Source organism: Phaeobacter sp. PT47_59 (genome assembly GCF_028890025.1).
GTDB lineage: Bacteria > Pseudomonadota > Alphaproteobacteria > Rhodobacterales > Rhodobacteraceae > Phycobacter.
Map to the genome: position 1 here is coordinate 235229 of NZ_JARCJL010000003.1, position 22551 is coordinate 257779.

The 22551-nt window shown below is 63.6% G+C and carries 20 protein-coding genes and 1 pseudogene; 10 read left to right on the forward strand and 11 right to left on the reverse strand.

Features of this window, described 5'->3' with window-relative positions:
• Positions 1–78 precede the first annotated feature (78 nt).
• Positions 79–1107, forward strand: coding sequence for a type I glyceraldehyde-3-phosphate dehydrogenase (gene gap, locus PXK01_RS04430; protein WP_274859034.1), 1029 nt, complete (start codon positions 79–81; stop codon positions 1105–1107).
• A 2-nt stretch (positions 1108–1109) separates the two neighbouring features.
• On the opposite strand, the gene PXK01_RS04435 is transcribed toward gap, so the two are convergent.
• The 3 genes from PXK01_RS04435 to PXK01_RS04445 all read right to left on the reverse strand — a co-directional run bounded on the left by PXK01_RS04435 (position 1110) and on the right by PXK01_RS04445 (position 4469).
• Positions 1110–3038 (reverse strand): putative bifunctional diguanylate cyclase/phosphodiesterase, encoded by a 1929-nt coding sequence (locus PXK01_RS04435; RefSeq protein ID WP_274859035.1) that lies wholly within the window; start codon positions 3036–3038, stop codon positions 1110–1112.
• Positions 3039–3171: 133 nt separating this feature from the next.
• Positions 3172–3822, reverse strand: a complete 651-nt coding sequence (locus PXK01_RS04440) for a ChrR family anti-sigma-E factor (protein WP_274859036.1) — start codon at positions 3820–3822, stop codon at positions 3172–3174.
• Entirely contained in the window at positions 3819–4469 is a 651-nt protein-coding gene (locus tag PXK01_RS04445) for a sigma-70 family RNA polymerase sigma factor (RefSeq protein WP_274859037.1), read from the reverse strand. The genes PXK01_RS04440 and PXK01_RS04445 overlap by 4 nt, the downstream gene beginning before the upstream one ends.
• 162 nt (positions 4470–4631) lie before the next feature.
• Between PXK01_RS04445 and PXK01_RS04450 the strand changes: the two genes are divergently transcribed.
• The 9 genes and pseudogenes from PXK01_RS04450 (at position 4632) to PXK01_RS04490 (ending at position 13632) form a co-directional block, all read left to right on the forward strand.
• Positions 4632–5927, forward strand: a complete 1296-nt coding sequence (locus PXK01_RS04450; RefSeq protein ID WP_274859038.1) for an NAD(P)/FAD-dependent oxidoreductase — start codon at positions 4632–4634, stop codon at positions 5925–5927.
• Positions 5924–6691: a DUF1365 domain-containing protein gene (locus PXK01_RS04455; RefSeq protein WP_274859039.1), complete on the forward strand. Its 768-nt coding sequence runs from the start codon at positions 5924–5926 to the stop codon at positions 6689–6691. Before PXK01_RS04450 ends, PXK01_RS04455 begins: the two co-directional genes overlap by 4 nt.
• Entirely contained in the window at positions 6691–7848 is a 1158-nt protein-coding gene (locus PXK01_RS04460; protein WP_274859040.1) for an SAM-dependent methyltransferase, read from the forward strand. The genes PXK01_RS04455 and PXK01_RS04460 overlap by 1 nt, the downstream gene beginning before the upstream one ends.
• Entirely contained in the window at positions 7841–8365 is a 525-nt protein-coding gene (locus PXK01_RS04465; protein WP_274859041.1) for a chalcone isomerase family protein, read from the forward strand. Before PXK01_RS04460 ends, PXK01_RS04465 begins: the two co-directional genes overlap by 8 nt.
• A gap of 1 nt (position 8366) precedes the next feature.
• A pseudogene (locus PXK01_RS04470) lies at positions 8367–9587 on the forward strand (MFS transporter).
• Positions 9584–10132 (forward strand): DUF3833 domain-containing protein, encoded by a 549-nt coding sequence (locus PXK01_RS04475; protein WP_274859042.1) that lies wholly within the window; start codon positions 9584–9586, stop codon positions 10130–10132. Before PXK01_RS04470 ends, PXK01_RS04475 begins: the two are co-directional and overlap by 4 nt.
• A gap of 1 nt (position 10133) precedes the next feature.
• Entirely contained in the window at positions 10134–10853 is a 720-nt protein-coding gene (locus tag PXK01_RS04480; RefSeq protein ID WP_274859043.1) for an SDR family NAD(P)-dependent oxidoreductase, read from the forward strand.
• A gap of 9 nt (positions 10854–10862) precedes the next feature.
• Positions 10863–11591, forward strand: a complete 729-nt coding sequence (locus PXK01_RS04485) for an SDR family NAD(P)-dependent oxidoreductase (protein ID WP_274859044.1) — start codon at positions 10863–10865, stop codon at positions 11589–11591.
• 88 nt (positions 11592–11679) lie between these two features.
• A complete protein-coding gene (locus PXK01_RS04490; RefSeq protein ID WP_274847410.1) occupies positions 11680–13632 on the forward strand; it encodes a sensor histidine kinase in 1953 nt (650 codons plus the stop codon).
• 152 nt (positions 13633–13784) lie between these two features.
• Here the strand turns inward: PXK01_RS04490 and PXK01_RS04495 are convergent, their stop codons facing one another.
• The 8 genes from PXK01_RS04495 to PXK01_RS04530 form a co-directional block, all read right to left on the reverse strand.
• Positions 13785–15146 (reverse strand): sigma-54-dependent transcriptional regulator, encoded by a 1362-nt coding sequence (locus PXK01_RS04495; RefSeq protein WP_274847409.1) that lies wholly within the window; start codon positions 15144–15146, stop codon positions 13785–13787.
• Positions 15143–15268, reverse strand: a complete 126-nt coding sequence (locus tag PXK01_RS04500; protein WP_274847408.1) for a hypothetical protein — start codon at positions 15266–15268, stop codon at positions 15143–15145. The genes PXK01_RS04495 and PXK01_RS04500 overlap by 4 nt, the downstream gene beginning before the upstream one ends.
• A gap of 4 nt (positions 15269–15272) precedes the next feature.
• Positions 15273–16586 carry a c-type cytochrome gene (locus PXK01_RS04505; protein ID WP_274847407.1) on the reverse strand — a complete coding sequence of 438 codons (1314 nt, stop codon included), beginning with the start codon at positions 16584–16586 and terminating at the stop codon, positions 15273–15275.
• 21 nt (positions 16587–16607) lie between these two features.
• Positions 16608–17816, reverse strand: a complete 1209-nt coding sequence (locus tag PXK01_RS04510; protein ID WP_274859045.1) for a formate dehydrogenase subunit gamma — start codon at positions 17814–17816, stop codon at positions 16608–16610.
• A 131-nt stretch (positions 17817–17947) separates the two neighbouring features.
• The gene (fdh3B, locus tag PXK01_RS04515) at positions 17948–18541 is read right to left on the reverse strand and encodes a formate dehydrogenase FDH3 subunit beta (protein WP_274847405.1); all 594 of its coding nucleotides are present in this window, start codon (positions 18539–18541) and stop codon (positions 17948–17950) included.
• 12 nt (positions 18542–18553) lie between these two features.
• Positions 18554–21556: a formate dehydrogenase subunit alpha gene (locus tag PXK01_RS04520; RefSeq protein WP_274847404.1), complete on the reverse strand. Its 3003-nt coding sequence runs from the start codon at positions 21554–21556 to the stop codon at positions 18554–18556.
• A gap of 117 nt (positions 21557–21673) precedes the next feature.
• Positions 21674–21865 carry a twin-arginine translocation pathway signal protein gene (locus tag PXK01_RS04525; protein ID WP_274847403.1) on the reverse strand — a complete coding sequence of 64 codons (192 nt, stop codon included), beginning with the start codon at positions 21863–21865 and terminating at the stop codon, positions 21674–21676.
• Positions 21866–21924: 59 nt separating this feature from the next.
• The gene (locus PXK01_RS04530) at positions 21925–22548 is read right to left on the reverse strand and encodes a TorD/DmsD family molecular chaperone (protein ID WP_274847402.1); all 624 of its coding nucleotides are present in this window, start codon (positions 22546–22548) and stop codon (positions 21925–21927) included.
• Between the last annotated feature and the right edge of the window lie 3 nt (positions 22549–22551).

Sequence of the window (22551 nt, forward strand, 5' to 3'; positions counted from 1 at the left end):
TTCCTCAATGTTAGCGATACCAAATTCCATTCCATACCCAAGGGGCACCCGCAGGCCCGCCGCACGGAGACAGAGACAATGACCCTCAAGATCGCAATCAACGGATTTGGCCGCATTGGCCGCGGCGTGCTGCGCGCCCTCTTGGAGCGCGGCGACAAGGATATCGAAGTGGTGGCGATCAACGACCTGGCACCGCCGGAGATGCTGCTGCACCTGCTGAAATACGATTCCGTCCATGGCCGTCTGCGCGCGCCTGTCGCGCTGTCAGGCGGGGTGCTGCGGGTCGGCAGCCAGACGATCCGGCTCAGCGGAGAACGCAACCCGGCGGATCTGCCCTGGCAGGATGTGGATATCGCCTATGAATGCACCGGGTTGTTCACCGCCCGCGACGCGGCGGCGGCGCATCTGCAGAATGGTGCGAAACGGGTGCTGATCTCGGCCCCCGGCAAGGATGCGGACCGTACCGTGGTCTATGGCGTCAACCATATGGATCTGACGGCAGAGGATGTGATCGTCTCCAACGCCTCCTGCACCACCAACTGCCTGGCCCCGGTGGCGCAGGTGCTGGACCGCGCCTTTGGGATCAGGACCGGCTACATGACCACGATCCACGCCTATACCGGCGATCAGCCCACCCATGACAGCCCGCATAAGGATCCCTATCGCGCCCGTGCGGCTTCGCTGTCGATGGTCCCCACCTCGACCGGCGCGGCCCGCGCCATTGCAGAGGTGCTGCCGCATCTGAAGGGACGGCTGGAAGGATCGGCGATCCGGGTGCCGACGCCGAACGTATCTGTTGTGGATCTGAGTTTCATGCCCGAACGCCCTGCCACGGTTGAAACGGTGAATGCCGCCATCCGCGCGGCTTCGGACACCGATCTTGCAGGCATCCTCGCCTATGAGGAGGATCCGATGGTCTCGGTCGATTTCAACCACGACCCGCATTCCTCCTGCTTTGCCGCGGCGCAAACGGCCGTGACCGGCGAAGGTCTGGTGCGGGTGGTCAGCTGGTATGACAACGAATGGGGCTTTGCCAACCGGATGCTGGACACCGGTCGCCACATGGGGCGGCTGTTGCACAGCGCACAGATGCCATTGGCGAGCTAGGCTCAGGAGGCGCGCGAAATCGTGCCAGGATCCTCGGAGTCCTCCGGGGTTTCGATCCCGTCCAGGGATGTGGGGCGACCATAGAGGTAGCCCTGCAGGATGTCGCAGCCCAATTGCGACAGGTACTCGGACTGTTCCCGCGTTTCGATCCCTTCCGCCGTCACCCGCATGTCGAGACGATCACCCAAGAGGAGGATGGCCTCGATGATCTGGCGAGAGCGTTCCGGATCGCGGTCCAGCGCCGTCACGAAAGAGCGGTCCACCTTGAGCCGGTCAAAGCCGAAGCGCCACAGATAGCTGAGGCTGGAATAGCCGGTGCCGAAATCGTCCATGGCCAGCGAGACGCCCATCTCCTTCAGGCAGTCGATCTGATAGGCCACCGCCGGATCGTCATCCAACAGCAGGGATTCGGTGATCTCCAGCTCCAGCCGGTGCGCCGGCAGCTCAGCCTCTGCCAGCGCGGAGCGCACGATGTCGGGCAGGCTGCCATCGCACAGCTGCGCCGCCGAGAGGTTGATCGCAACGGTGCTGTGATCGTCCAGCTGCGCGATCTCACGAGTGGCTTTCCGGATCACCCAGGCGCCGATATCTGCGATCAGGCCCAATTCCTCGGCGACGGGGATGAAGATGGAGGGCTCAATCTCCGAGCCGTCCTCGTCCTTCATCCGCAACAGCGCCTCATAGCCAACAACCTGTTTTGATTGCGCATCCACCAGCCGCTGATAGACGATGGCAAAGTTCTTTTCCTTGGTCGACTGTCGCAGCCGGGCATGCAGCGCCATGCGCTTGCGATACTCATCGCCCATTTCCTCGCCGTAGACCGAGAAGGTGTTCCGACCGTTCGATTTCGAATGATAAAGCGCGGCATCGGCGTAGGATAGCGTGGTATCCAGACAGGTATCCTTGCCCAACAGCGCAATGCCCGCACTCATGGAACCGGCAATGACCGCATCATCGTGATGGAACTCTTCAGAGGCGTTGACGATAATGCTGCGCACCCGTGCGACCACCCCGTCGTGATCCAGGTTCCGGAAGCCGATGACGAACTCATCCCCGCCAAACCGGGCCAGAAGATCATTGTGATGGGTGCAGCTGCGCAAGATCCCCGCAAGATGAACGAGATAGGCATCCCCCACTGCATGCCCGTGGACATCATTGATCGCCTTGAACTTGTCCGCATCCATATAGCAGATGGCCGACAGCTCTCCCTCGGCCCTCAAGGCATCAGCCCGCTGCAGGAACTCGCGTCGGTTCATCAACCCGGTCAGAGAGTCGTAGCTGGCAAGGAATTCCACTTCTTCCTGTGAATGCTCGGCGCGCCGTCTCTGCAGCATGTAGCCGATGTAGGGAACCGAGAACAGCAGCGCACAGACCGTTGTCAGCAGGACGGCAAAGCGGCTGAAGCTTTCATGGAAATATCCGTAGGTATCCGTCTGATCGATATAGACCTCGGCCACGCCGAAGATCTCACCCTCTGCGTCCACCAGTGGCACATAGGCCTCGGCATATAGATCGGGGCGATTCGGCTTCTCGGTGCCGTCCTTCACTTCGGCAAAGGGCACGTGGGATGCGATCACCTTCACGGCCTCGGGATCGGGCTCGCCCAGGACCTGAGGCAAGCCCCCCTTGAGCGACGGATCATCCGACACCAGGACAAGCCGCCCGGCCGCATCAAAAAGCTTGAAGCGGAAGACATCGCCTAGGTGTCGAAGGTCACGGATCTGGTCTAACTGATCGGGAGCGGGGGTGGCACTGTTCAGCAGACCTCGGAGATCGCGGATCTGCGACGCCATATAGGTCGCATGGTGCACCGCCTTGTCGACCGACTCGCGGCGCATCGCCTCAAAGACGCTGCTGCGCGTGGCATAGACAATGCCCGCCGCAAGGACGCTCAGCGCGATAGCAAGAAATCCAAAAAATCGTAACATCATGGCCCCACTCCCCAGTAAGGAGTGCCCCTTATAGGCCACAGACCTTAACAACCCTTGAACCAGGGTCCCAGATGGAGCGCTCGGTCCACCTGCCCGCCGGTTTCTGCGGCAGGGAAAGCCCCGCAGCGGCGCCTCAGATACGGAAGACGGGCTGCAGCAGGCGCGGGATAAGCGAGCGGAACCGCAACGCCGCGTCCGTCGCCGCCAGGCAGATGCAGGCCGGCCCCTCTTCGGCGATGGGGGTATGTTCCAGATCAGCGTTGGCAACCTCGACATCTCCGACGCCAAAGCGGCCGGTCTCATCGGAGAACGCCCCCTGCAGCACCAGGGTCAGCTCCAGCCCGTTGTGGCCGTGGTCAGGCACGGCCTGGCCGCCGGGGATGTACAGAAGCCGCACGCTGCCGCCCGTCCCACGCGACAGGATCGACTGGCGTACGCCGCCGCCCAGCGGTTTCCACTTGGGTGGCAGACCGCCCAACGCCTCCATCACCGGCGCCGGGAAGATGCCGGAGGCGCCATAGCTTGGCGGTGCCTCGTAAGGATCGTCCAGCGCATCCATCAGCCGGGCCTTCATATCGGCGGAGATGGAGATCCCCTGGTCCTCGGGCGGGGCAAGACTGTCCAGCAGCGCACCGCCAACAGCCTGATGGGCGCCAAGACGCGCCCGGCTTTCATCACACATGGAAACATGCGTCGCCACCACCAGCGCAAAGGCCGGATCGAGTGTGCCCGAAGCATAGGCGATCAGCAGCTCATCAGGAACATGATGGGTAATGCCGCTCATGGAGTGTCCGTTCCCTTTAGTTCGTGCCGCAACCGTTCCAGCCCCAGGCGGATGCGGGATTTAATCGTTCCAAGCGGCAGGCCCGTCTCGGCGCGGATATCGGTGTGGCTCAACTCGCCAAAGTAAGCCTTTTCCACCATTTCGCGCTGCGCAGGCTTCAGCCGCTTCAGTGCATCCCTCAGACGTGTGGTTTCCTGTTCCAGGGCCACGATCTGACTTGCGTCTTCCTGAACCTCTTCGGGCTGCTTCAGCTCTTCGGGTACGGGGCGGCGCTCCTTTCGGATCACATCGATCTGGCGATTGCGCGCAACCTGGTAGATCCAGGACGACACCTGCGCCCGCTGCGGGTCGAATAGATGCGCCTTGCGCCACACGGTCAGCATCACGTCCTGCACGATGTCTTCGGCCTGGCCCTGGGAAATGCCGGACCGGCAGATCACCCCTTTGAGCCGTGGTGCGAAATAATCGAACAGCCACCCAAAGGCCGCCCGGTCCCGGTTGTCCCGTACCGCCAGCATCCATTGCGTCTGCTCTGAGAGCCTGTTTCTGTCCACCTGTTCCCTTTCGCGCGGGCGCGCTGCCGCAGCGTTCACCGTAACCGGTGGCACGAGCGCTTCAAGTGCGGGATCGGGGTCAAGTTCCAACATATGTCCATTACGTTGCCGCCTCGCATCCGGATCACAGCTGCGCAAGTTTTTTCTTCCCCTTGTCCTGTCGCGCGACAGAGCCGCCGTTTTCCCACCCTTTCGACAAAGTTTTGATCCGTCCCCGATGGGCCTGCGTACTGGTTGAAAAGCAACGGAGTTCCCATGTCATTTGATGCCCCCCCAGTTCCTCGCCAGCGCGTTGCCATTGTCGGCGGTGGTATTTCCGGCCTTGCGGCGGCCTATCGGCTGTCCCCCGGCCACGACGTGACCCTGTTCGAGGCCGCGCCGCGTCTTGGTGGCCATGCTCGTACCGTGCTGGCCGGGCGCCGGGGCGATCAGCCTGTGGATACCGGCTTCATCGTCTTCAACTTCGTGAACTACCCGCATCTGACGGCCATGTTCCGCGATCTGGATGTGCCCATCGTCAAAAGCGACATGACCTTTGGCGCCAGCATCGACGGGGGCGCGGTGGAATACGGGCTGAAGAACCTCCGGTCGCTGTTCGGCCAGCCGCTGAACGCCGCGCGTCCGGCCTTTTACGCGATGGTGCGCGACATCCTGCGTTTCAACGCCCACGCGGTGGAGGCCGCCCAAAGCGACGATGTCACCATCGGTCAGCTGATGCAGGAGCTGCGCCTTGGCGACTGGTTCCAGCGCTACTACCTGATGCCGATCTGTGGCGCCATCTGGTCCACCCCGATGGAGGAAATCCACGGCTTTCCTGCCCGCACCCTGGTCCAGTTCTTCCGCAACCACGCGCTGCTCAGCGCCACCGGACAGCACCAATGGTGGACCGTGAAGGGCGGCAGCATCGAATATCTGCGCAGGCTGGAAGCGCATCTTCTGGCCAAGGGCTGCACCCTGCGCCCCGGCACACCGGTGCAGTCCGTCGAACGGCGCCCCGATGGCGTGACCCTTCGCCTGCCCACGGGCGAGGCGCAGGACTTCGACCAGGTGATCATGGCCTGCCATTCCGACGATGCCCTGCGCCTTCTGGCGGATCCAACCGCCCGGGAAGCCTCCCTTCTGGGCAATATGCGCTATCAAGACAACGAGGTGATCCTGCACCGCGATGAGGCCCAGATGCCGAAACGGCGCGCCTGCTGGTCCTCCTGGGTCTACAAGGCCGAGGCCCGCGATACCCGCCCGGCGATTGGCGTCACCTACTGGATGAACCGCCTGCAGAACATCCCCGAAGACGACCCGCTGTTCATCTCTCTGAACCCGGTCCAACCGGTGCGTGACGACACCATTTACGATGTCAACACCTTCCGCCATCCGATCTTTGACCGCGCCGCCCTCAGCGCCCAAAAGCAGATTGAGGAAATCCAAGGGCAGAACAACACCTGGTTTGCCGGTGCCTATCTGCGCCACGGCTTCCACGAGGACGGGTTCGCCAGTGCCGTGCGCGTCGCCCGCGCGATCGAGGCCAGAACAGCCGCGCGGATCACGGCATGAACCTGTTTGCCGCACCTCTTTGGCCCGACCACATCGCGGGCCATACCACACACGCGCGGCGCGGCAGCATCCGCAATGCCTTTCGCTATGGTGTCGATTACGTGCTGATCGACCCGGAAAGCGACGCAGGACCGGGGCTGTTTTCGCGCAATCGCTTCAACCTGGCCTCGGTCGATGATCGCAACCACGGCGGCCCCGTCGGCGCCGGGCGCGGCCTGCCTTGGGCGCAAGAGGTCTTTGCACGCGCCGGTCTGAACCTTGAAGGGCTGCGGATCCTGTTGCTGACGCAACCCAGCTTTCTGTGGTACACTTTCAATCCTGTCAGCTTCTGGCTGGCGATGGAAGGCGAGGATCTGCGCGCCGTTATCGCGGAGGTCTCCAACACCTTCGGAGACCGCCACAGTTACCTGTGCCATCGGGACGGGTTCGCGCCAATTTCCGGCCCGGACGAGATCACGGCGCGCAAGATATTCCACGTCTCGCCCTTCCAGAAGATCGCGGGGGAATACCGGTTCCATTTCGACATCCGCACGGACCGGATCGCCATTCGCATCGCCCTGGAAGACGGGGCGGACGGCGTGATTGCCACCCTTGCCGGGCGGCGCCAACCGCTCAGCAATGCCTCGCTTTTGCGCGCCAGCCTGCGCCGCCCGCTTGGCGCCTTTCGCACCATCGCCCTGATCCACTGGCAGGCATTGAAACTCAAACTCAAGGGCGCGCCCTATCGTCGGCGCCCCCTGCCCCCGAAACAGGAGGTCAGCTGATGCTGTTCATTACCAACCGCGTAAAACGTGATTTCCTCGACAGCTGCGCCCGCATCCGAAAGGGCAGCCTGCGCCTGACCACCCCAGAAGGCGAAGTGCATGATTTCGGCCAGGGCGGACCCGAGGCCGAGATGGTCCTGTTCGATTGGGCCGCCGTCACCGCCATGGCGGCGCGCGGCGACATCGGCCTTGGCGAGACCTACATCGAGGGCCTGTGGGAGACCTCCAGCATCGAGACCCTGATCCAGGTGGCCCTTCTGAACCTCGATTACTTTGGCGATTTTGCCTACCCGAGCTTCTGGAGCGGGCTGAAGTTCCGCGCCGTGGACCGCATCCTGCGCGCCAATTCGATCCGTGGCTCATCCCGCAACATCAAGGCCCATTACGATGTCGGCAATGAGTTCTACCAGCTGTGGCTCGACAGCGGCATGACCTATTCCTCGGCTCTGTTTGCACCCGGCGACAACGATCTGGAGCGCGCCCAGAACCGCAAATACGACCGCGCGCTCAGTCGCCTGACCGGAGGTGAGCGCATTCTGGAAATCGGCTGCGGCTGGGGCGGCTTTGCCGAACGTGCCGCAGATACCGGGCGGCATGTGACCGGGCTCACCATCTCACCCAGCCAGCACGGCTATGCGGATGCGCGGCTGGATGGGCGCGCCGCGATCGAGCTGTGCGACTACCGCAAATCCAGCGGCACCTATGACAATATCGTCTCCATCGAGATGATCGAGGCGGTGGGTGAACGCTATTGGCCGAGCTATTTCGCAACCGTCAAATCGCGCCTTGCGGAGGGCGGCAAGGCGCTGGTGCAGGCCATCACCGTGCAGGACAGCTATTTCGACATCTACCGCAATTCCTCGGACTACATCCGCCAGTACACCTTCCCTGGTGGCATGCTGTTGTCCGATGCGGTGATCTCGCACCAGGCGCGGCAGGCGGGGCTGAAGGTGACCAACTCCTTTGCCTTCGGGCAGGACTACGCCCGCACCTGCCGGATCTGGGCCGAACGGCTGGGCGAGCGCGCGCCCAAGATCATGGAGCTGGGCTATGATGCCGCCTTCCTGCGCAACTGGCGCTACTACCTGGAAATCTGTGCTGGCTCCTTTGCCGTTGGCCAGACCGATGTGGTGCAGGTGGAGCTGAGCCATGCGTGACCTTCTGCGCAGGGTTTTGATCACCGGAGCTGTGGCGGCCCTGGTGCTGCCTGCCCCGGCGCTGGCGAACCTGCGCAGCTACGGGCTGGTACAGCCGGTCGAACTGGGCAGCGCCACCCTGCGCTGGCTGGGCCTTGCGGTCTATCGCGCGCGCCTGCACACGGATGGCGCCAATCGGTTCGACTGGAACCGCCCCCTGGCGCTGGAGATCGAGTATTTCCGCAGCATCACCCGCGCCGATCTGACCCAATCGACCCGGTCGGAACTCCAGCGCATCGAGGGCACACGCCCCGATCTTGAGGCTTTGACCCGCAAGCTCGACGGCTGTTTTCGGGATGTCGACAAGGGCGATGTCTTCACTGCCGTGTCGGTGCGCCCGGACAGCATGGAATTGTATCTGAACGGAGAACGCACCTGCGCGATCCGCCATGAGGGGCTGCGCAAGCGCTTCCTTGGTATCTGGCTCTCCGAGAACAGCCGCTCGGCGCGCCTGTCGGCCGAACTGCGGGGGCAATGACATGCACGCCGCCCGAATCAGCCTGTTTGCCCTGATGCTGGCGGCGGCCGGGTTGCCGCTTTACATTCACCTGCCGCGCTATGCCACCGCCGAGCTGGGGCTGAGCCTGGCGACGCTGGGCGCGGTGCTGGCCGGGATCCGGGTGCTTGATTTCGTGCAGGATCCGGCGCTTGGCTGGCTGATCGACCGCCACCCCGAGGCACGCAACCGTTTTGCCGCCGTGGCCTGCCTTGGCATGGCAGCGGGGTTCCTGCTGCTTTACACGCTGCTGCCAGCCTCGGGGACGCTGGTCTGGCTGGTCGTCGCATTGGTGCTGCTGTTCAGCGCCTATAGCCTGGGCACCATCCTCTTTTACGGCCAAAGCCTGTCGCTGGCGGGATCGTCAGAGGCCCTGATCCGCATGGCCGCTTGGCGTGAGGGCGGCAGCCTGACCGGCATCATCCTGGCCGCGCTTGCCCCGACGCTTCTGGTGGTCCTTGGCGCCGCGGGTCAGGGCTACGGCGCCTTTGGCGTGCTGCTGGCACTGATCTGCCTTCTGGTCTGGCTGCTGACGCGCCCCCTTTGGCACCTGCCTGCCCGCGCAGAAGCGCCATTGTCCCTGTCCGCGTTGCACGGCGCCGGGGGCACCCGGTTGCTGGTGCTGGCGCTGATCAACAGCCTGCCGGTGGCGATGACCTCCACCCTGTTCCTGTTCTTCGTGGAGGAAAGGCTGGGCCTGCCGGATCTGGCCGGTTCCTTCCTGATCCTGTTCTTCCTGGCCGCGGGCCTGTCGGTTCCCCTCTGGACCCGTGCCAGCGCCAAATACGGCGCGCGGCAGGTGCTGGTTCCCGCCATGGCGCTGGCAATCCTGTCCTTCATCTCGGCTGCCACATTGCCCGAGGGCGCCGCCTTGGCCTTTGCCCTGATCTGCCTCGGATCGGGCGCCGCCCTGGGCGCGGACATGGTGATCCTGCCGGTCCTGTTTTCCTCGGCCCTGGCACGGGCAGGTATTTAGGCCGGGCAGGCCTTTGGCCTTTGGAGTTTTGCGGCCAAACTGGCCCTCGCCGCTGCCGCGCTGATCCTACTGCCGCTGCTGGAGCTCAGCGGGTTCAAGCCGGGTCAGCCAAACAGCGCCACCGCCCTGCAGGCGCTCACGCTCGCCTATGCGGTTCTTCCCTGTCTTATCAAGCTATTGGCAATCGCCCTGGTGGTGCGCTTGCCGCGCGAGGTCTCTTTTTCATGAAACTGATCCTTCTCCTTCTTGTTGCAGCGCTTGTGCTGGCCCTCTGGCGGCCCGGTTTCGGCTTTCGCTCCCAGCGATTGGAGCATTACGCGGGCACTGGCCCCGCCTTTGACATCCAGGAACGCCTGTCGGGCGATCTGATCTCGGAAGGCATGATCTACGGGCCACGCGGGCGCGTGGTCTCTCGCTTCGTGGCGCGGATGCGCGGGGAGTGGGACGGCAGCAGCGGCACCTTGAGCGAGGATTTCTCTTACGCCAATGGCAGCACCCAGGCCCGCAAATGGTACCTCACCATGGGGAGTGACGGGCATTTCACCGCCACCGCCGACGACATCATCGGCACCGGCACAGGGCGCCAGCTGGGCGCCACGGTGCAGCTGTCCTACCGCATCCGCCTGCCCGAAGATGCAGGTGGCCATGTGCTGGACGTCACCGATTGGATGTACCTGATGGAGAACGGCACCATCCTCAACCGCTCCGAAATGCGCAAGTTCGGCATCAAGGTCGCAGAGCTGATCGCCACCATGCGGCCGGTGGAGGGCTGAGATGTTTCAGGGCCGCAGATGGTGGATCGTTGGCGCCAGCGAGGGGCTGGGCTATGCCTTGGCCGAGGCGCTGGACGAGGCCGGTGCGCGGCTCATCCTGTCGGCGCGCAATGCTGCGCGTCTGGACGTGCTTGCATCGCGGCTCAGGGATGCCACATCGCTGCCGCTGGATGTCACCGACGCCGACAGCCTGTCGCAGGCCATGGCTACACTTGGCCCCTTGGATGGGCTGATCTACTGCGCCGGCGCCTATGATCCGCTGGCGGCGCGGGATTGGCAGCCGGAGGCGGTCGAGACCATGTGCCAGGTGAATTTCATGGGCGCCATGCGGGTGCTGGGGCAGATCGTTCCACAGTTCTGTCAAAGGGACAGCGGCCATATCGTGCTGATCGGCTCGCTGGCGGGGCACACCGGCCTGCCCGGCGCCATCGGCTATGGCGCCTCCAAGGCAGCATTGATGCACCTGGGCGAGAACCTGCAGGCAGATCTGCGCGGCACCGGCGTGCGCGTGCAGGTGATCAACCCCGGCTTCATTCGCACCCGCCTGACGGACAAGAACAAATTCAGGATGCCGCAGATCATGGAGCCGGAAGAGGCCGCGCGCCGCTGCCTGCAGGCAATGCGAAGCGGGCGGTTTTCCACCTCCTTTCCCGCGCCCTTCTCCTGGGTCTTCACCCTTGGCCGCGTCCTGCCCCGTCGCCTGTTCCTGAAACTGATGTGAGGGCCATCCATGTCTGCAGAGCCTGCCCCCAAAGAGGTGGTGATCCTTGGCGCCAGCGGCGGGATCGGAGACGCCCTGCTGCGCCACTATGCAGCGCAGCCCGGCGTGGAAGCCATCCATGCGGTCAGCCGCAGCGGTACCGCATCCGCCCCCGGTCCGGTCATCTCTCACAAGGCCGAGATCACCGATGAGGACAGTCTTGCGGCCCTCGCGGCCCGTGTGGAGGCCCCCGATCTGGTGATCGTCGCCACCGGCATTCTGTCGGACGGTACGGCCCTCAGGCCCGAGAAATCCCTGAAACAACAGAGCCTGCCAGCCTTTGAGCAGGTGTTTGCAGTCAATACCTTCGGGCCTGCGCTGGTGGCAAAACACCTGCTGCCCCGCATGCCGCGCGACCGCCGCGCGGTCTTTGCGGCGCTGTCGGCGCGGGTGGGCTCGATCTCGGACAACCGCCTGGGCGGCTGGCACGCCTATCGCGCCTCAAAGGCGGCGCTGAACATGCTTCTGCGCAATTACGCGATCGAGATGGCGCGCACCCATCCGCAGCTGATCTGCGCCGGTCTGCATCCCGGCACGGTAGACACGGATCTCTCCCGGCCCTTCAGCCGCGCGGTTCCCAAGGAAAAGCTGTTCACAGCAGACCACGCCGCCAGCTGTCTGGCGCAGGTCATCGCAGACCTGCACCCCGGTGTCAGCGGCCAGGTCTTCGACTGGGCCGGGAAAGTCATTCCCGCCTGATCCCTGCCAGGTCGATTATGCGGGCCTGCCCCTTGCCCTCCTCATGGAAGCGATGTCACAGTGCCCCGGCCATGGGAGGGGCCACACCTTGAAATCCGTTCGCCTACGCCTGCTCTTGCTGGCGCTTGTACCACTCAGCGTTTTGATGCCGCTGATGCTGATCCTGGCGATGACCCGTTGGAACGCGGATTACGACGCGGTGCTGATCGCCAAGGTGGACAGCGATCTGCGGATCGCCGAACAGTACCTTGGCCATCTGCAGACCGGCAGCGCCAACAGCCTGTTGAGCCTGGCGCAATCCACCGCTTTCGAGACCGCGCTGAAGGAGGGACCGGAAGCGGTGAGCCGCTTTCTGAGCGATCGCAGACCCCAGATGCAGCTGGATTTCCTGGAGTATCTGCCTCTGACGGCGCTGAGTGGCGCGCAGGGAAAATGGCCCGTGGTGCAGACCGCCGCGCGCGGACGGCTGGCCTCGGAGATCGATATCTTTTCCGCCGCTGACCTGGCGCTTTTGTCGCCAGCCTTGCAGGAACGCGCCATCATCCCGCTGATCGAAACCGAAGCCGCCGCCCCAACCACGCGCCGGATCGAGGATCGCGGCATGGTGGTCCATACCGCGGCCCCGGTGATCATGCCCGGCCATAACGGTGTCCTGCGCGGTGGGCTGTTGCTGAACCGCAACCTCGATTTCATCGACAGGCTGAACGCGCTGGTCTATCTCGGCGACAAGGACGGCGGCAACCGGCAGGGCACGGCGACGCTGTTCCTGGAGGATACCCGGGTCTCCACCAATGTGCGCCTGTTCGAGGAGGTGCGCGCCCTGGGCACACGGGTCTCTGCGGCGGTGCGCACCCTGGTGCTGGAGGAAGGGCGCACCTGGCTTGATCGGGCCTTTGTGGTCAACGACTGGTATATCTCGGGCTACCTGCCGCTCACCGACAGTTTCGGCGCCCGTGTCGGCATGCTCTATGTGGGCTTTCTGGAAGCCCCCTATAATGCCGCAAAATCCGAAGCCTATTGGACCATCGTCGGGGTGTTCCTTCTGGTTCTGGCAATCTCGGCGCCGCTGTTTCTCAAGCTGGCCAAGGGGATCTTTGCGCCGCTTGAGCGGATGACCGACACCATGAAACAGGTGGAGCGCGGCGACCTTGCGGCCCGCAACGGCGATGTGGGCAGCCGCAACGAGATTGGCCAGGTGGCCAGCCATCTGGATACGCTCCTGGACCAGATCCAGGAGCGCGACCAAAAGCTGCGCGATTGGGCCGAAGAGCTGAATGCCCGCGTGGATCAGCGCACCAGCGAGCTGAAGGCCGCCAACCGCAAGCTGGAAGAGACCTATAAACAGCTGGTCCTGAACGAAAAGCTCGCCTCCATCGGTGAGATCACCGCAGGTGTCGCCCATGAGATCAACAATCCGGTGGCGGTGATCCAGGGCAATGTCGATGTGATGCGGATGACCCTGGGGCCCGCAGCGGATGAGGTGCAGACCGAGCTGGGCCTCATCGACAATCAGGTGATGCGGATCGGCGCCATCGTCGGCAAGCTGCTGCAATTCGCCCGGCCCTCGGAATTCGGCACCTTCGAGGAAAGCGTCGATATCGCGAATGTCATCACCGATTGCCTGGTGCTGGTGGATCACCTGATCGCCAAACATGACATCACGGTCACCGGTGATCTGGGGGCTGCACCGCTGGTGCGGATCGATCCGGGCGAATTGCAGCAGGTGATCATCAACCTGATCATCAATGCGGTCCACGCGATGAAGGACGGCGGCACCCTGACCCTGTCTCTTGCGGCTCAGGATCGCGATGGTGCGCCCGGCGCCTGCCTGACCGTTTCGGACAGCGGCACCGGGATCGATGAGGCGCATATCGCCGAGGTCTTCAACCCGTTCTTCACCACCAAACCGGGCGAAGGCACCGGCCTCGGCCTGTCGATCAGCCAGACCCTGATCCAGCACGCAGGCGGTATCATCACCGCCCGGAACCGCCCCGAAGGCGGGGCTGCCTTTTCGATCTGGCTGCCGGAACGCCGCGACTAGACGCGCCCACGCTGTGCAATAGCGCAGCCATCTATGCACGAGCGCGCTGCGCAATAGCGCAGCGCTGGGCCCAAGGCTGTTTTGCGGGATTTGCCCTGCAAATCATGCAACAGGCGCGGGAGCCTCCCGCCCTGCGTCAGGCCCGCCCCCCGTCACACCCCCCAGGAGGCGCATTTGCGGTCGATGGTCTTGCGCGACACTCCCAGGCGCCGGGCCGCCTCGGCGCGGTTGCCTTCGCAGGCATCCAGCATGTGCATGATGTGCCGCTGGGTGACCAGGTCCAGCGTTTCAATCGCCGCAGGTCCCGTGACCGACCCCTTGCCGGAAAACTCCTCCGGGAAGGCGCCGAGGATCACCGAACGTTCGATGAGATTGCGCAGCTCGCGCACGTTCCCGGGCCATTCGTAGCGCGAGAACTTGAGCAACGTCTCCTCGTCCAGCTCCAGCGCTGGCATGGCCAGGGTTGCGGAAAACTGCTCCATGAACAGCGCCGCCAGTTCCACGATATCCTCGATGCGGTCGCGCAAGGGCGGCATCTCGATCTTCACCACGTTGATCCGGTGATAGAGATCGGCGCGGAACCGCCCCTCGGCCACCGCCTGCTCCAGATCGGCATTGGTGGCGAAGAGGAACCGCAGGTTCAGCGGGATGTCCCGCTCGGCGCCCACGGGCCGCACGCGCTGATCCTCCAGCACCCGCAGCAGGGCCGCCTGCACCTGATCGGGCATCTGCGCCACCTCGTCCAGGAACAGGGTGCCGCCGTCGGCATGCAGGAACAATCCGTCCCGGCGCCGGTCGTTGTCATCCAGCACCCCGAACAGCTCCTGCCCGATGCGATCCGGCGCAATGGCGGCGCAGTTGACCGCCACGAATGGCTTTTCCGCGCGTTCCGACAGGGAATGCAGGGTGCGGGCGGCGATCTCCTTGCCGGTGCCGCTGGCACCGGTGAACAGCACCGGTGTCGGCAGCGGCGCCAGCCGGGTCAGCATCTCCCGCGCCCGGGTGATGGCCGCCGATTTCCCCAGCAGCCGCCCCCGCGCCGTCGCCCCTTCGGCCGAAAGTTCGTGCTTCAGCAGGTAATTTTCCCGCCGCAGGTATTTTCGATCCAGCGCGCGGGCCACCGAGTTCAGGATCTGGTTGGCGCGGAAAGGCTTCAACACGAAATCCGCCACCCCGGCCCTCAGCGCCAGGATCGCGGTTTCCAGATCCGCATAGGCCGTGACCAGGATGGTATCGGCAAACAGCCCCACCCGGCGCTGTTCCTGCACCCACTCAAGGCCGGTCTTGCCGGGCATGATATTGTCCAGGATCACCAGGTCAAAATGGGCCTTGTCCAGGATCTGCGAGGCTTCGGCGGCAGAGCTCGCCTGCTCCACCCGCTTGCAGCGGGGGCTCAGGATCTTGGTCATGAAATTGCGCATGCCCGGTTCGTCATCGATCACCAGGATCGAGGCACCGGCAAGGTTTTCGCCGTATTCATCGCGCGGGGCGGCAGAGATCACAGGCTGGTTCAATCCAGTCGCACCGCTTGGCCAGAGAATTTCTCATCAGCGGCAAACCCTGCACGATCCAAGGCCAGATCCGCCCCCACGGCAATCACGGCAATCGCCGCAAAGCCTGCAATCATCGCTTTCATCCTGTCACTCCTCCGGTCGCGTTGCGCGTTTCAGAAACGCCACCAGATCCTTGCGATCCTCGGCGGCGGTAATGCGCTGCATCGGCATCTTGGAACCCGGAATATAGTGATCCGGCCCCAGATCGAACAGCGCGTCAATGGTGTCGTCGGTCCATATGATATCAGATCCATCCAGAACCGGCGAATAACGGTATCCCGGCAGGCTGCCCGCACGGCGCCCGAACAACGCATAAAGCGTCGGCCCCGCCTTTCGGCTGTCGCCAGGTGTCAGCGCGTGGCAGATCGAGCATTTGCGCATGAACTGCCGCTCGCCGTTGGGCATGCTGTCGGCCGGGCGCAGGAATGTGCGCTCCTGCCCCATGGCGGGATCGAAGTCTCCCATCAGTGCCACTGGCCAGCCATAGATCACGTCATCCAACCCTCCGGCCCATATGGTGTTGCCATCGGGGGAAAAGGCAAGCGCCCATATGGGGCCCTTGCGGGTGGCGCGGAAATCACGGGCGATACGCCAGCCATCATTCTCGTTGGCGCTGCCCTGCCCGGTGGCGATCATCATGATATAGCCGTGCCCATCACCCACCGCCAATTGGCCGGTGGCTGCATGGTAGGCCATGGCCAGGATCGGGCGGCGGTCGAGGGTGAAATCCGCGATTGCAGCGCCGTCGTTCAGGTCAATGATACGCGTCGCCCCATCGACGGCGCCATAGGCGAGCCAGCCTGCTGTCGCATCGACGATCAGGCGGTTGACGCCAAATCCCTGCTCTGCCAGCGGACGCGGCGCGCCATCCCCCTTGGGATCGATCCGCAGGACGCGCCCGTCCATGGTTGCGGCAAACAGCAGACCCTCCGGCCCATGGGCCACGTCATTCACCCCACTGCCGATCTCAATCATCCGCGCAGGCGCGCCATCCAGTGGCCAGATCCCGATGCTGCCATCCCAGCTGGCCGAGGCAATGGCGCCCCCATCGGCTGACACCGCCAGCCCGCGCACCTTGCCCTTGTGCCGCCCCAGCAGCTTTGAGCTGCCATCGGGCGCCCAAAGACGCAGGGCAAAATCGTCTCCCCCCGTCACCAGGCGATCCTGCCCGACAAAACGGACCGCCGTCACCGCCGCATCATGGCCCTCCAGCCACTGCGGCGCGCGCGCCTGCCAAAGCGCTGCGGAATTGTCGAAACTGGCGCTGGCCACCTGCCCCGAAGGCGCCGTCGCCACCCCCATGATCGGCCCGCCGTGTCCTTTGAGCGTCACGAATTCCTGCGCCGGAAGCGATCCGGCGCAGAGACAGGCAACAAGGGTCAGGCTGGCAAGAAGACGCATCTGCTTTCGGTCTGTGGAGGCCTATTCCGCCGGGGTTGCGCCCTTGGCGCTTGCGGCGGCTTTGGCTTTTTCTTCCTCCAGCCAGATCGAGTGGTGCTGATGGGCCCAGGCCTCGTCCACTTCCCCCGATCCCATGGCATCATAGGCACCCTCCATACCGACCGAGCCGATATAGATATGGGCAATGATGATCGCCATCAGCACGAAGGCCATAATGGCGTGCCAGGCTTGCGCGAACTGCATCTCTTCCTGCGGCGACAGCTGTTCCGGCAGGGCGCCAAGCCCGATCCACTGGGGTGCGCCGATATCGTTCAGCACCGCGAATGTCTTGGCGAACAGCGGCAGCTCATAGGGGAACAGCAGCGACAGACCCGAGACCGAGATCGAGGCGCCAAACAGGATCACCGACCAGAAGATCACCTTCTGGCCTGCGTTGAATTTCTTTGCGGGCGGGTGTTTCTTGCCGATGATGCCGCCGAACTGGCGGATCCACACCAGGTCGGTGCGGTTCGGAATGTTGTGCACCACCCACATCACGAAGACCAGGACCAGCGCCACCATGAAGGCCCAGGCGACCGAGTTGTGCAGCCATTTACCATAAATCAGCAAGAAGGAATTGAGATCCTTGCCAAGGTAGGGCGCAATGAGCGCGCGGCCGAACAGGGTCAGAAGTCCGGTGATACCCAGCACGATGAAGGAACCCGCCAGCGTCCAATGGGCCATGCGCTCGATGAACTTGAAGCGGGTTACGGTGCGCCCGGTCAGCTCTTCATCTATGGCGATGCGCCCGCGCAAGAGGAAGAACACCACCAGAGCGCCGATGGTGCCAAGCAGCAGCCAGCCCCCGTAGCTGCGCAACGGCCCGTCGCGGAAGGAAAGCCAGGTCATGCCGCCGTCCTGCATCAGCACGCTGGCAACCTCGCCCCCGGCCGAGACCGTCACATCGGCCGACCCATAGCGCAGCTGGCGCCAGACCTCGGGATCGGAGGCGCCGCCAAGGGTGCCCAGCTGTTCGGTGATACCGGCAGCGATCTCGGGGTTGCCGGTGGCATCGCGGCGGAAGGAGTCGTCCAGTCTCTCGCCCCGCTGCCGGGCGAGGATATCTTCAAGCGTCTGCGCGCCGCCGGTGGCGCTGCGATCCGGCGCGATTGGCGCGGTCGTGTCCTGTGCCTGCACCGCGCCGACCAGCAGCGTCAATTGCAGAACAAATGCGAAAACCATGCGCAGCATGAGCCACACTCCTTCGAGTCTGTCGTACGTACGGACGGGTGTGTCGTACGGGTGTGTCATCTGTGAATCACGTAGGGCAGGATGGCCCGCGCATTGCAGGCCATCCCCTAGTTTACCCTGAAAAGGCGGGTTTAGCCGCCCTTCTGGTCGTAAGCCGTACCCCAGCCCCAGGCACCGGTGCCGAAACCGCGCGCCACGACGCGTTCGCGGTAGACCGCCGACACCACGTCGCCGTCACCGGCCAGCAGCGCCTTGGTCGAGCACATCTCGGCGCAGATGGGCAGCTTGCCCTCTGCGATCCGGTTGCGGCCGTATTTGGAGAACTCCGCGTTGGAGTGGGTCTCCTCCGGGCCACCGGCGCAGAAGGTGCATTTGTCCATCTTGCCACGGCTGCCAAAGTTGCCCGCCTGCGGATACTGCGGCGCGCCAAAGGGGCACGCGTAGAAGCAGTAGCCACAGCCGATGCAGAGGTCCTTGGAGTGCAGAACCACCCCTTCCTCGTTCTGGTAGAAGCAATCCACCGGGCAAACGGCCATACAGGGCGCATCCGAACAATGCATGCAGGCGACCGAGATCGAGCGTTCGCCGGGCTTGCCATCATTGATGGTCACGACACGGCGACGGTTGATCCCCCAGGGCACCTCATGCTCGTTCTTACAGGCGGTGACACAGGCGTTACATTCGATGCAGCGTTCGGCATCGCAGAGAAACTTCGCTCTTGCCATTACTCTAACTCCTTACGCTGGCATGATTTTGCAGAGAGTACACTTGGTCTCCTGCATCTGGGTCACACTGTCATACCCGTAGGTCTGCGCCGTGTTGGTGCTTTCGCCCAACACATACGGATCAGCCCCATCGGGATATTTCGAGCGCAGGTCGTCGCCCTGGAAATGACCGCCGAAGTGGAACGGCATGAAGGCAACGCCCGCGCCGACCCGTTCGGTGACCATGGCCATGACCTTGACCTTGCCGCCCTCCGGACCTTCGACCCAGCACTGTTCGCCGTCCCGCACGCCAAGGTTATTGGCGTCACGCGGGTTGATCTCGACGAACATGTCCTGCTGCAATTCGGCCAGCCAGGGGTTCGAGCGGGTCTCGTCGCCGCCACCCTCGTATTCGACCAGACGGCCGGAGGTGAGGATGATCGGATACTCCTGCGAGACATCCTTCTTCTGGATCGAGGCGTACATCGTCGGCAGACGATAGAACTTGCGATCCTCGTAGGTCGGATAATCCGCAACCAGATCCCGGCGGTTGGTGTAGAGCGGCTCGCGGTGCAGCGGCACCGGATCCGGGAAGGTCCACACAACCGCACGCGCCTTGGCGTTGCCGAAGGGAGCGCATTCGTGCTTGATCGCGACCCGCTGGATGCCGCCCGACAGGTCGGTCTTCCAGTTGATCTTTCCGATCGCATCGCCCGATTTGGCAAAGATCGCCTGGATCGCATCCGGCGTTTCGCCATCCTCGAAATCCGCATCGCTCAGGTTCAGGCTTTCGACATCGGTGAATTCACCGGCGGCGATGGCCTGGATGATCGCCCATTCGGCCTTGGTCAGGTCTTGGTCCCAACCCAGGTCATGCAGCATCGCCATGGTGAATTCAGGATAGCCGTCCTGGATTTCCGAACCTGCGGAATAGACGCCCTCGGCCAGGAGGTTGTCGCCGTCCCGCTCCACGCCGAAACGGGCGCGGAAGGTGAGACCACCCTCGGAGACCGGTTTGGACATGTCGTAAAGGTTCGGCGTGCCAGGATGGTTCATCTCGGCGGTGCCCCAGCAGGGCCAGGGCAGACCGTAGTAGTCGCCATCGGCCGGGCCACCCACCGCGCGCAGCGTGGTGCGGTCAAAGGTGTGCTGGTTGGCCATGTGCTTCTTCAGCCGTTCCGGGCTTTGACCGGTATAGCCGATGGTCCACAGGCCGCGGTTGAACTCCCGCGTGATGCTTTCGATGTTCGGGGTTTCCGCGTCTTCCATCTCGATGTTGCGGAACAGGCGGTCGGCCCAGCCGAACTTGTTGGCGAATTTCGCCATGATCACGTGATCGGGCAGGCTTTCGAACAGCGGATCGACCACCTTGTCGCGCCACTGGAACGAGCGGTTCGACGCGGTGACAGAGCCACGGGTTTCGAACTGGGTACAGGCCGGCAGCAGGTAGACGCCATCGGTGCGGTCATGCAGCACGGCGGAAACGGTGGGATACGGGTCGACCACGACCAGCATGTCCAGCTTTTCCATCGCCGTCTTCATTTCCGTCATCCGGGTCTGCGAGTTGGGCGCATGCCCCCACAGTACCATGGCGCGAACATTGTTCGGCTGATCCATGTTCTCCTTGTCTTCAAGGATACCATCGATCCAGCGGCTGACCGGGATACCCGTCAGGTTCTGCAGGCTCTTGTCCTTGCCGTCAGCGCCTTTCAGCGTGTCGAACTGACCCGCAAGCCATTCCGGATCTTCCTCCCAGACGCGGGCCCAATGTGCCCAGGCGCCCTTGGACAGGCCATAGTAGCCCGGCAGGGTGTGCGAGAGAACGCCAAGGTCGGTTGCACCCTGCACGTTGTCATGGCCACGGAAGATGTTGGTGCCACCACCCGAGGTGCCCATGTTGCCCAGCGCCAGCTGGAGGATGCAATAGGCACGGGTGTTGTTGTTGCCATTGGTGTGCTGGGTACCGCCCATACACCAGATCACGGTGCCGGGACGGTTGTTGGCCATGGTGAGGGCCACGCGGCGCAGCTGCGAACCGGGGGTGCCGGTGACGCGCTCGACCTCTTCGGGGGTCCACTTGGCCACTTCCTCGCGGATCTGGTCCATGCCCCAGACACGGGTGCGGATGAACTCCTTGTCTTCCCAGCCGTTCTCGAAGATGTGCCACAGGATGCCCCAGACCAGCGCAACGTCGGTACCGGGACGGAAGCGCACATATTCGTCGGCATGGGCCGCGGTGCGGGTGAAACGCGGATCGCAGACGATCAGCGGCGCGTTGTTCTGCTCCTTGGCCTTCAGCACGTGCAAGAGCGAGACGGGGTGCGCCTCGGCCGGGTTGCCGCCGATGATGAAGATCGCCTTGGAGTTATGGATGTCGTTGTAGCTGTTGGTCATGGCGCCGTAGCCCCATGTGTTCGCAACACCCGCAACGGTGGTGGAGTGACAGATCCGCGCCTGGTGATCCACGTTGTTCGTGCCCCAGTAGGCGGCGAACTTGCGGAACAGGTAGGCCTGTTCGTTGTTGTGCTTGGCCGAGCCGAGCCAGTAGACGCTGTCAGGTCCGCTTTCTTCGCGGATCTGCATCATGCCGTCGCCGATCTCGTTGATCGCCTGATCCCAGGAGATGCGCTTCCACTCGCCACCCTCTTTCTTCATCGGGTACTTGAGGCGGCGCTCGCCGTGGGCGTGTTCGCGCACGGATGCCCCCTTGGCGCAATGGGCGCCGAGGTTGAACGGGCTGTCCCAGCCGGGTTCCTGCCCGACCCAGACACCGTTCTGGACTTCTGCCACCACGGTACAGCCGACCGAGCAGTGGGTGCAGACGGATTTCACGGTTTCAACAGCGCCCGCAGCCGCGGTGGCCGCATTGGCCTGGGTCACCGACCCGCCGGTGGCGCTGATGGCAGCCAGGCCGCCGATGGCCAGGCCGGAGCCACGCAAAAAGGCGCGGCGGTCGACGGATGTTTCGCCGACTTTGGACAGGATACTGGTCCGCTGGGGGCGTCTCGCAACCCCGTTGGTCTTTTTCCTAAGCATTTAGAACCTCCCTTGCTTGCTTCCTCCTCAGAAAGCGCGCTGGGTTGACGAAAAACCTGTTGGCGGTCGGGCGTCACGCAACCAGTTGCCTCAGGCCATTAATGTGCGAACGGAGCCTTAGAACCGGGCGCTTTCGTAATAGGCGCGGGTATGCGCGGTATCCTGCATCGTCTCCTTTGCAAGATCGGGTTCTGCGGCCTCCACCGCGCCCCCGGTCGTCGCAACGGCCACTGCTGCCAGCGGCGCCGTTGTTGCGGCGACTTTCAGAAAGTCGCGGCGGCTCGATGCTGCCTCTGCTTTCTTGGTCATGTGAGTGTCTCCTCCTTGGTGGTCGCTCACGTTGATGGGGCAGGCAATTCTGCCCCGGTTTATGCGGATTGCTCCGCGCTCATCCGGAAGGCCTCGGCCTCGATCTCCATGAACACCCGGCCGACAGCGCCGACCGAGGCATAGAGAACCGAGTTCTTGGCCTTCTCCAGATCCAGAAAGAAGTGACCGGCCCAGGGGCCGATGTGGGTGTTGAAGAAGGTCTTCTGATCCGCAAGGCTGGCCGCTGCGCCAAACCGTCCCGCAATCAGCGCCCCCATCATCTCCATCAATGAGGCGATGTTGTCCTCGGGCTCATAGACATTCGCCGCCCGCGTCATGCCGCGCGCCGCCATGTCACGGCGCAGCTGTGCCAGCGGCTTTTCATTCAGGAAACCGGTCAGATAATAGCTTGCATAGGGCAGAAGCTCGCCCCGGCCCAGACCGATGAACAGCTTGTTGAACTCGCGCTCCACCGCAGGAGGCTTCGAAAGCTTCGCGATCTTGGCCAGCGCGTTGATCGCCACTCCCAGGTCGGTGTCATCCCCTTGCAGGCCCGCCGTCTGGGCCAGCAGGAATTCATCCGGCGGCGCCGACAGGATCAGCCCCAGGAAATTATACAGATCCGCGCGCAGGCGGTCCTCTTCGCTTACCAGCGGCGCTGAAGGGTCAGCGGTGGCTGTCATGGT

Excerpts from the sequence above, each read along its gene's own strand:
- gap (WP_274859034.1), top strand. The coding sequence starts at position 79 with ATGACCCTCAAGATCGCAATCAACGGATTTGGCCGCATTGGCCGCGGC.
- PXK01_RS04435 (WP_274859035.1), bottom strand. The coding sequence starts at position 3,038 with ATGATGTTACGATTTTTTGGATTTCTTGCTATCGCGCTGAGCGTCCTT.
- PXK01_RS04440 (WP_274859036.1), bottom strand. The coding sequence starts at position 3,822 with ATGAGCGGCATTACCCATCATGTTCCTGATGAGCTGCTGATCGCCTAT.
- PXK01_RS04445 (WP_274859037.1), bottom strand. The coding sequence starts at position 4,469 with ATGTTGGAACTTGACCCCGATCCCGCACTTGAAGCGCTCGTGCCACCG.
- PXK01_RS04450 (WP_274859038.1), top strand. The coding sequence starts at position 4,632 with ATGTCATTTGATGCCCCCCCAGTTCCTCGCCAGCGCGTTGCCATTGTC.
- PXK01_RS04455 (WP_274859039.1), top strand. The coding sequence starts at position 5,924 with ATGAACCTGTTTGCCGCACCTCTTTGGCCCGACCACATCGCGGGCCAT.
- PXK01_RS04460 (WP_274859040.1), top strand. The coding sequence starts at position 6,691 with ATGCTGTTCATTACCAACCGCGTAAAACGTGATTTCCTCGACAGCTGC.
- PXK01_RS04465 (WP_274859041.1), top strand. The coding sequence starts at position 7,841 with ATGCGTGACCTTCTGCGCAGGGTTTTGATCACCGGAGCTGTGGCGGCC.
- PXK01_RS04475 (WP_274859042.1), top strand. The coding sequence starts at position 9,584 with ATGAAACTGATCCTTCTCCTTCTTGTTGCAGCGCTTGTGCTGGCCCTC.
- PXK01_RS04480 (WP_274859043.1), top strand. The coding sequence starts at position 10,134 with ATGTTTCAGGGCCGCAGATGGTGGATCGTTGGCGCCAGCGAGGGGCTG.
- PXK01_RS04485 (WP_274859044.1), top strand. The coding sequence starts at position 10,863 with ATGTCTGCAGAGCCTGCCCCCAAAGAGGTGGTGATCCTTGGCGCCAGC.
- PXK01_RS04500 (WP_274847408.1), bottom strand. The coding sequence starts at position 15,268 with ATGAAAGCGATGATTGCAGGCTTTGCGGCGATTGCCGTGATTGCCGTG.
- PXK01_RS04505 (WP_274847407.1), bottom strand. The coding sequence starts at position 16,586 with ATGCGTCTTCTTGCCAGCCTGACCCTTGTTGCCTGTCTCTGCGCCGGA.
- PXK01_RS04510 (WP_274859045.1), bottom strand. The coding sequence starts at position 17,816 with ATGCTGCGCATGGTTTTCGCATTTGTTCTGCAATTGACGCTGCTGGTC.
- fdh3B (WP_274847405.1), bottom strand. The coding sequence starts at position 18,541 with ATGGCAAGAGCGAAGTTTCTCTGCGATGCCGAACGCTGCATCGAATGT.
- PXK01_RS04520 (WP_274847404.1), bottom strand. The coding sequence starts at position 21,556 with ATGCTTAGGAAAAAGACCAACGGGGTTGCGAGACGCCCCCAGCGGACC.
- PXK01_RS04525 (WP_274847403.1), bottom strand. The coding sequence starts at position 21,865 with ATGACCAAGAAAGCAGAGGCAGCATCGAGCCGCCGCGACTTTCTGAAA.
- PXK01_RS04530 (WP_274847402.1), bottom strand. The coding sequence starts at position 22,548 with ATGACAGCCACCGCTGACCCTTCAGCGCCGCTGGTAAGCGAAGAGGAC.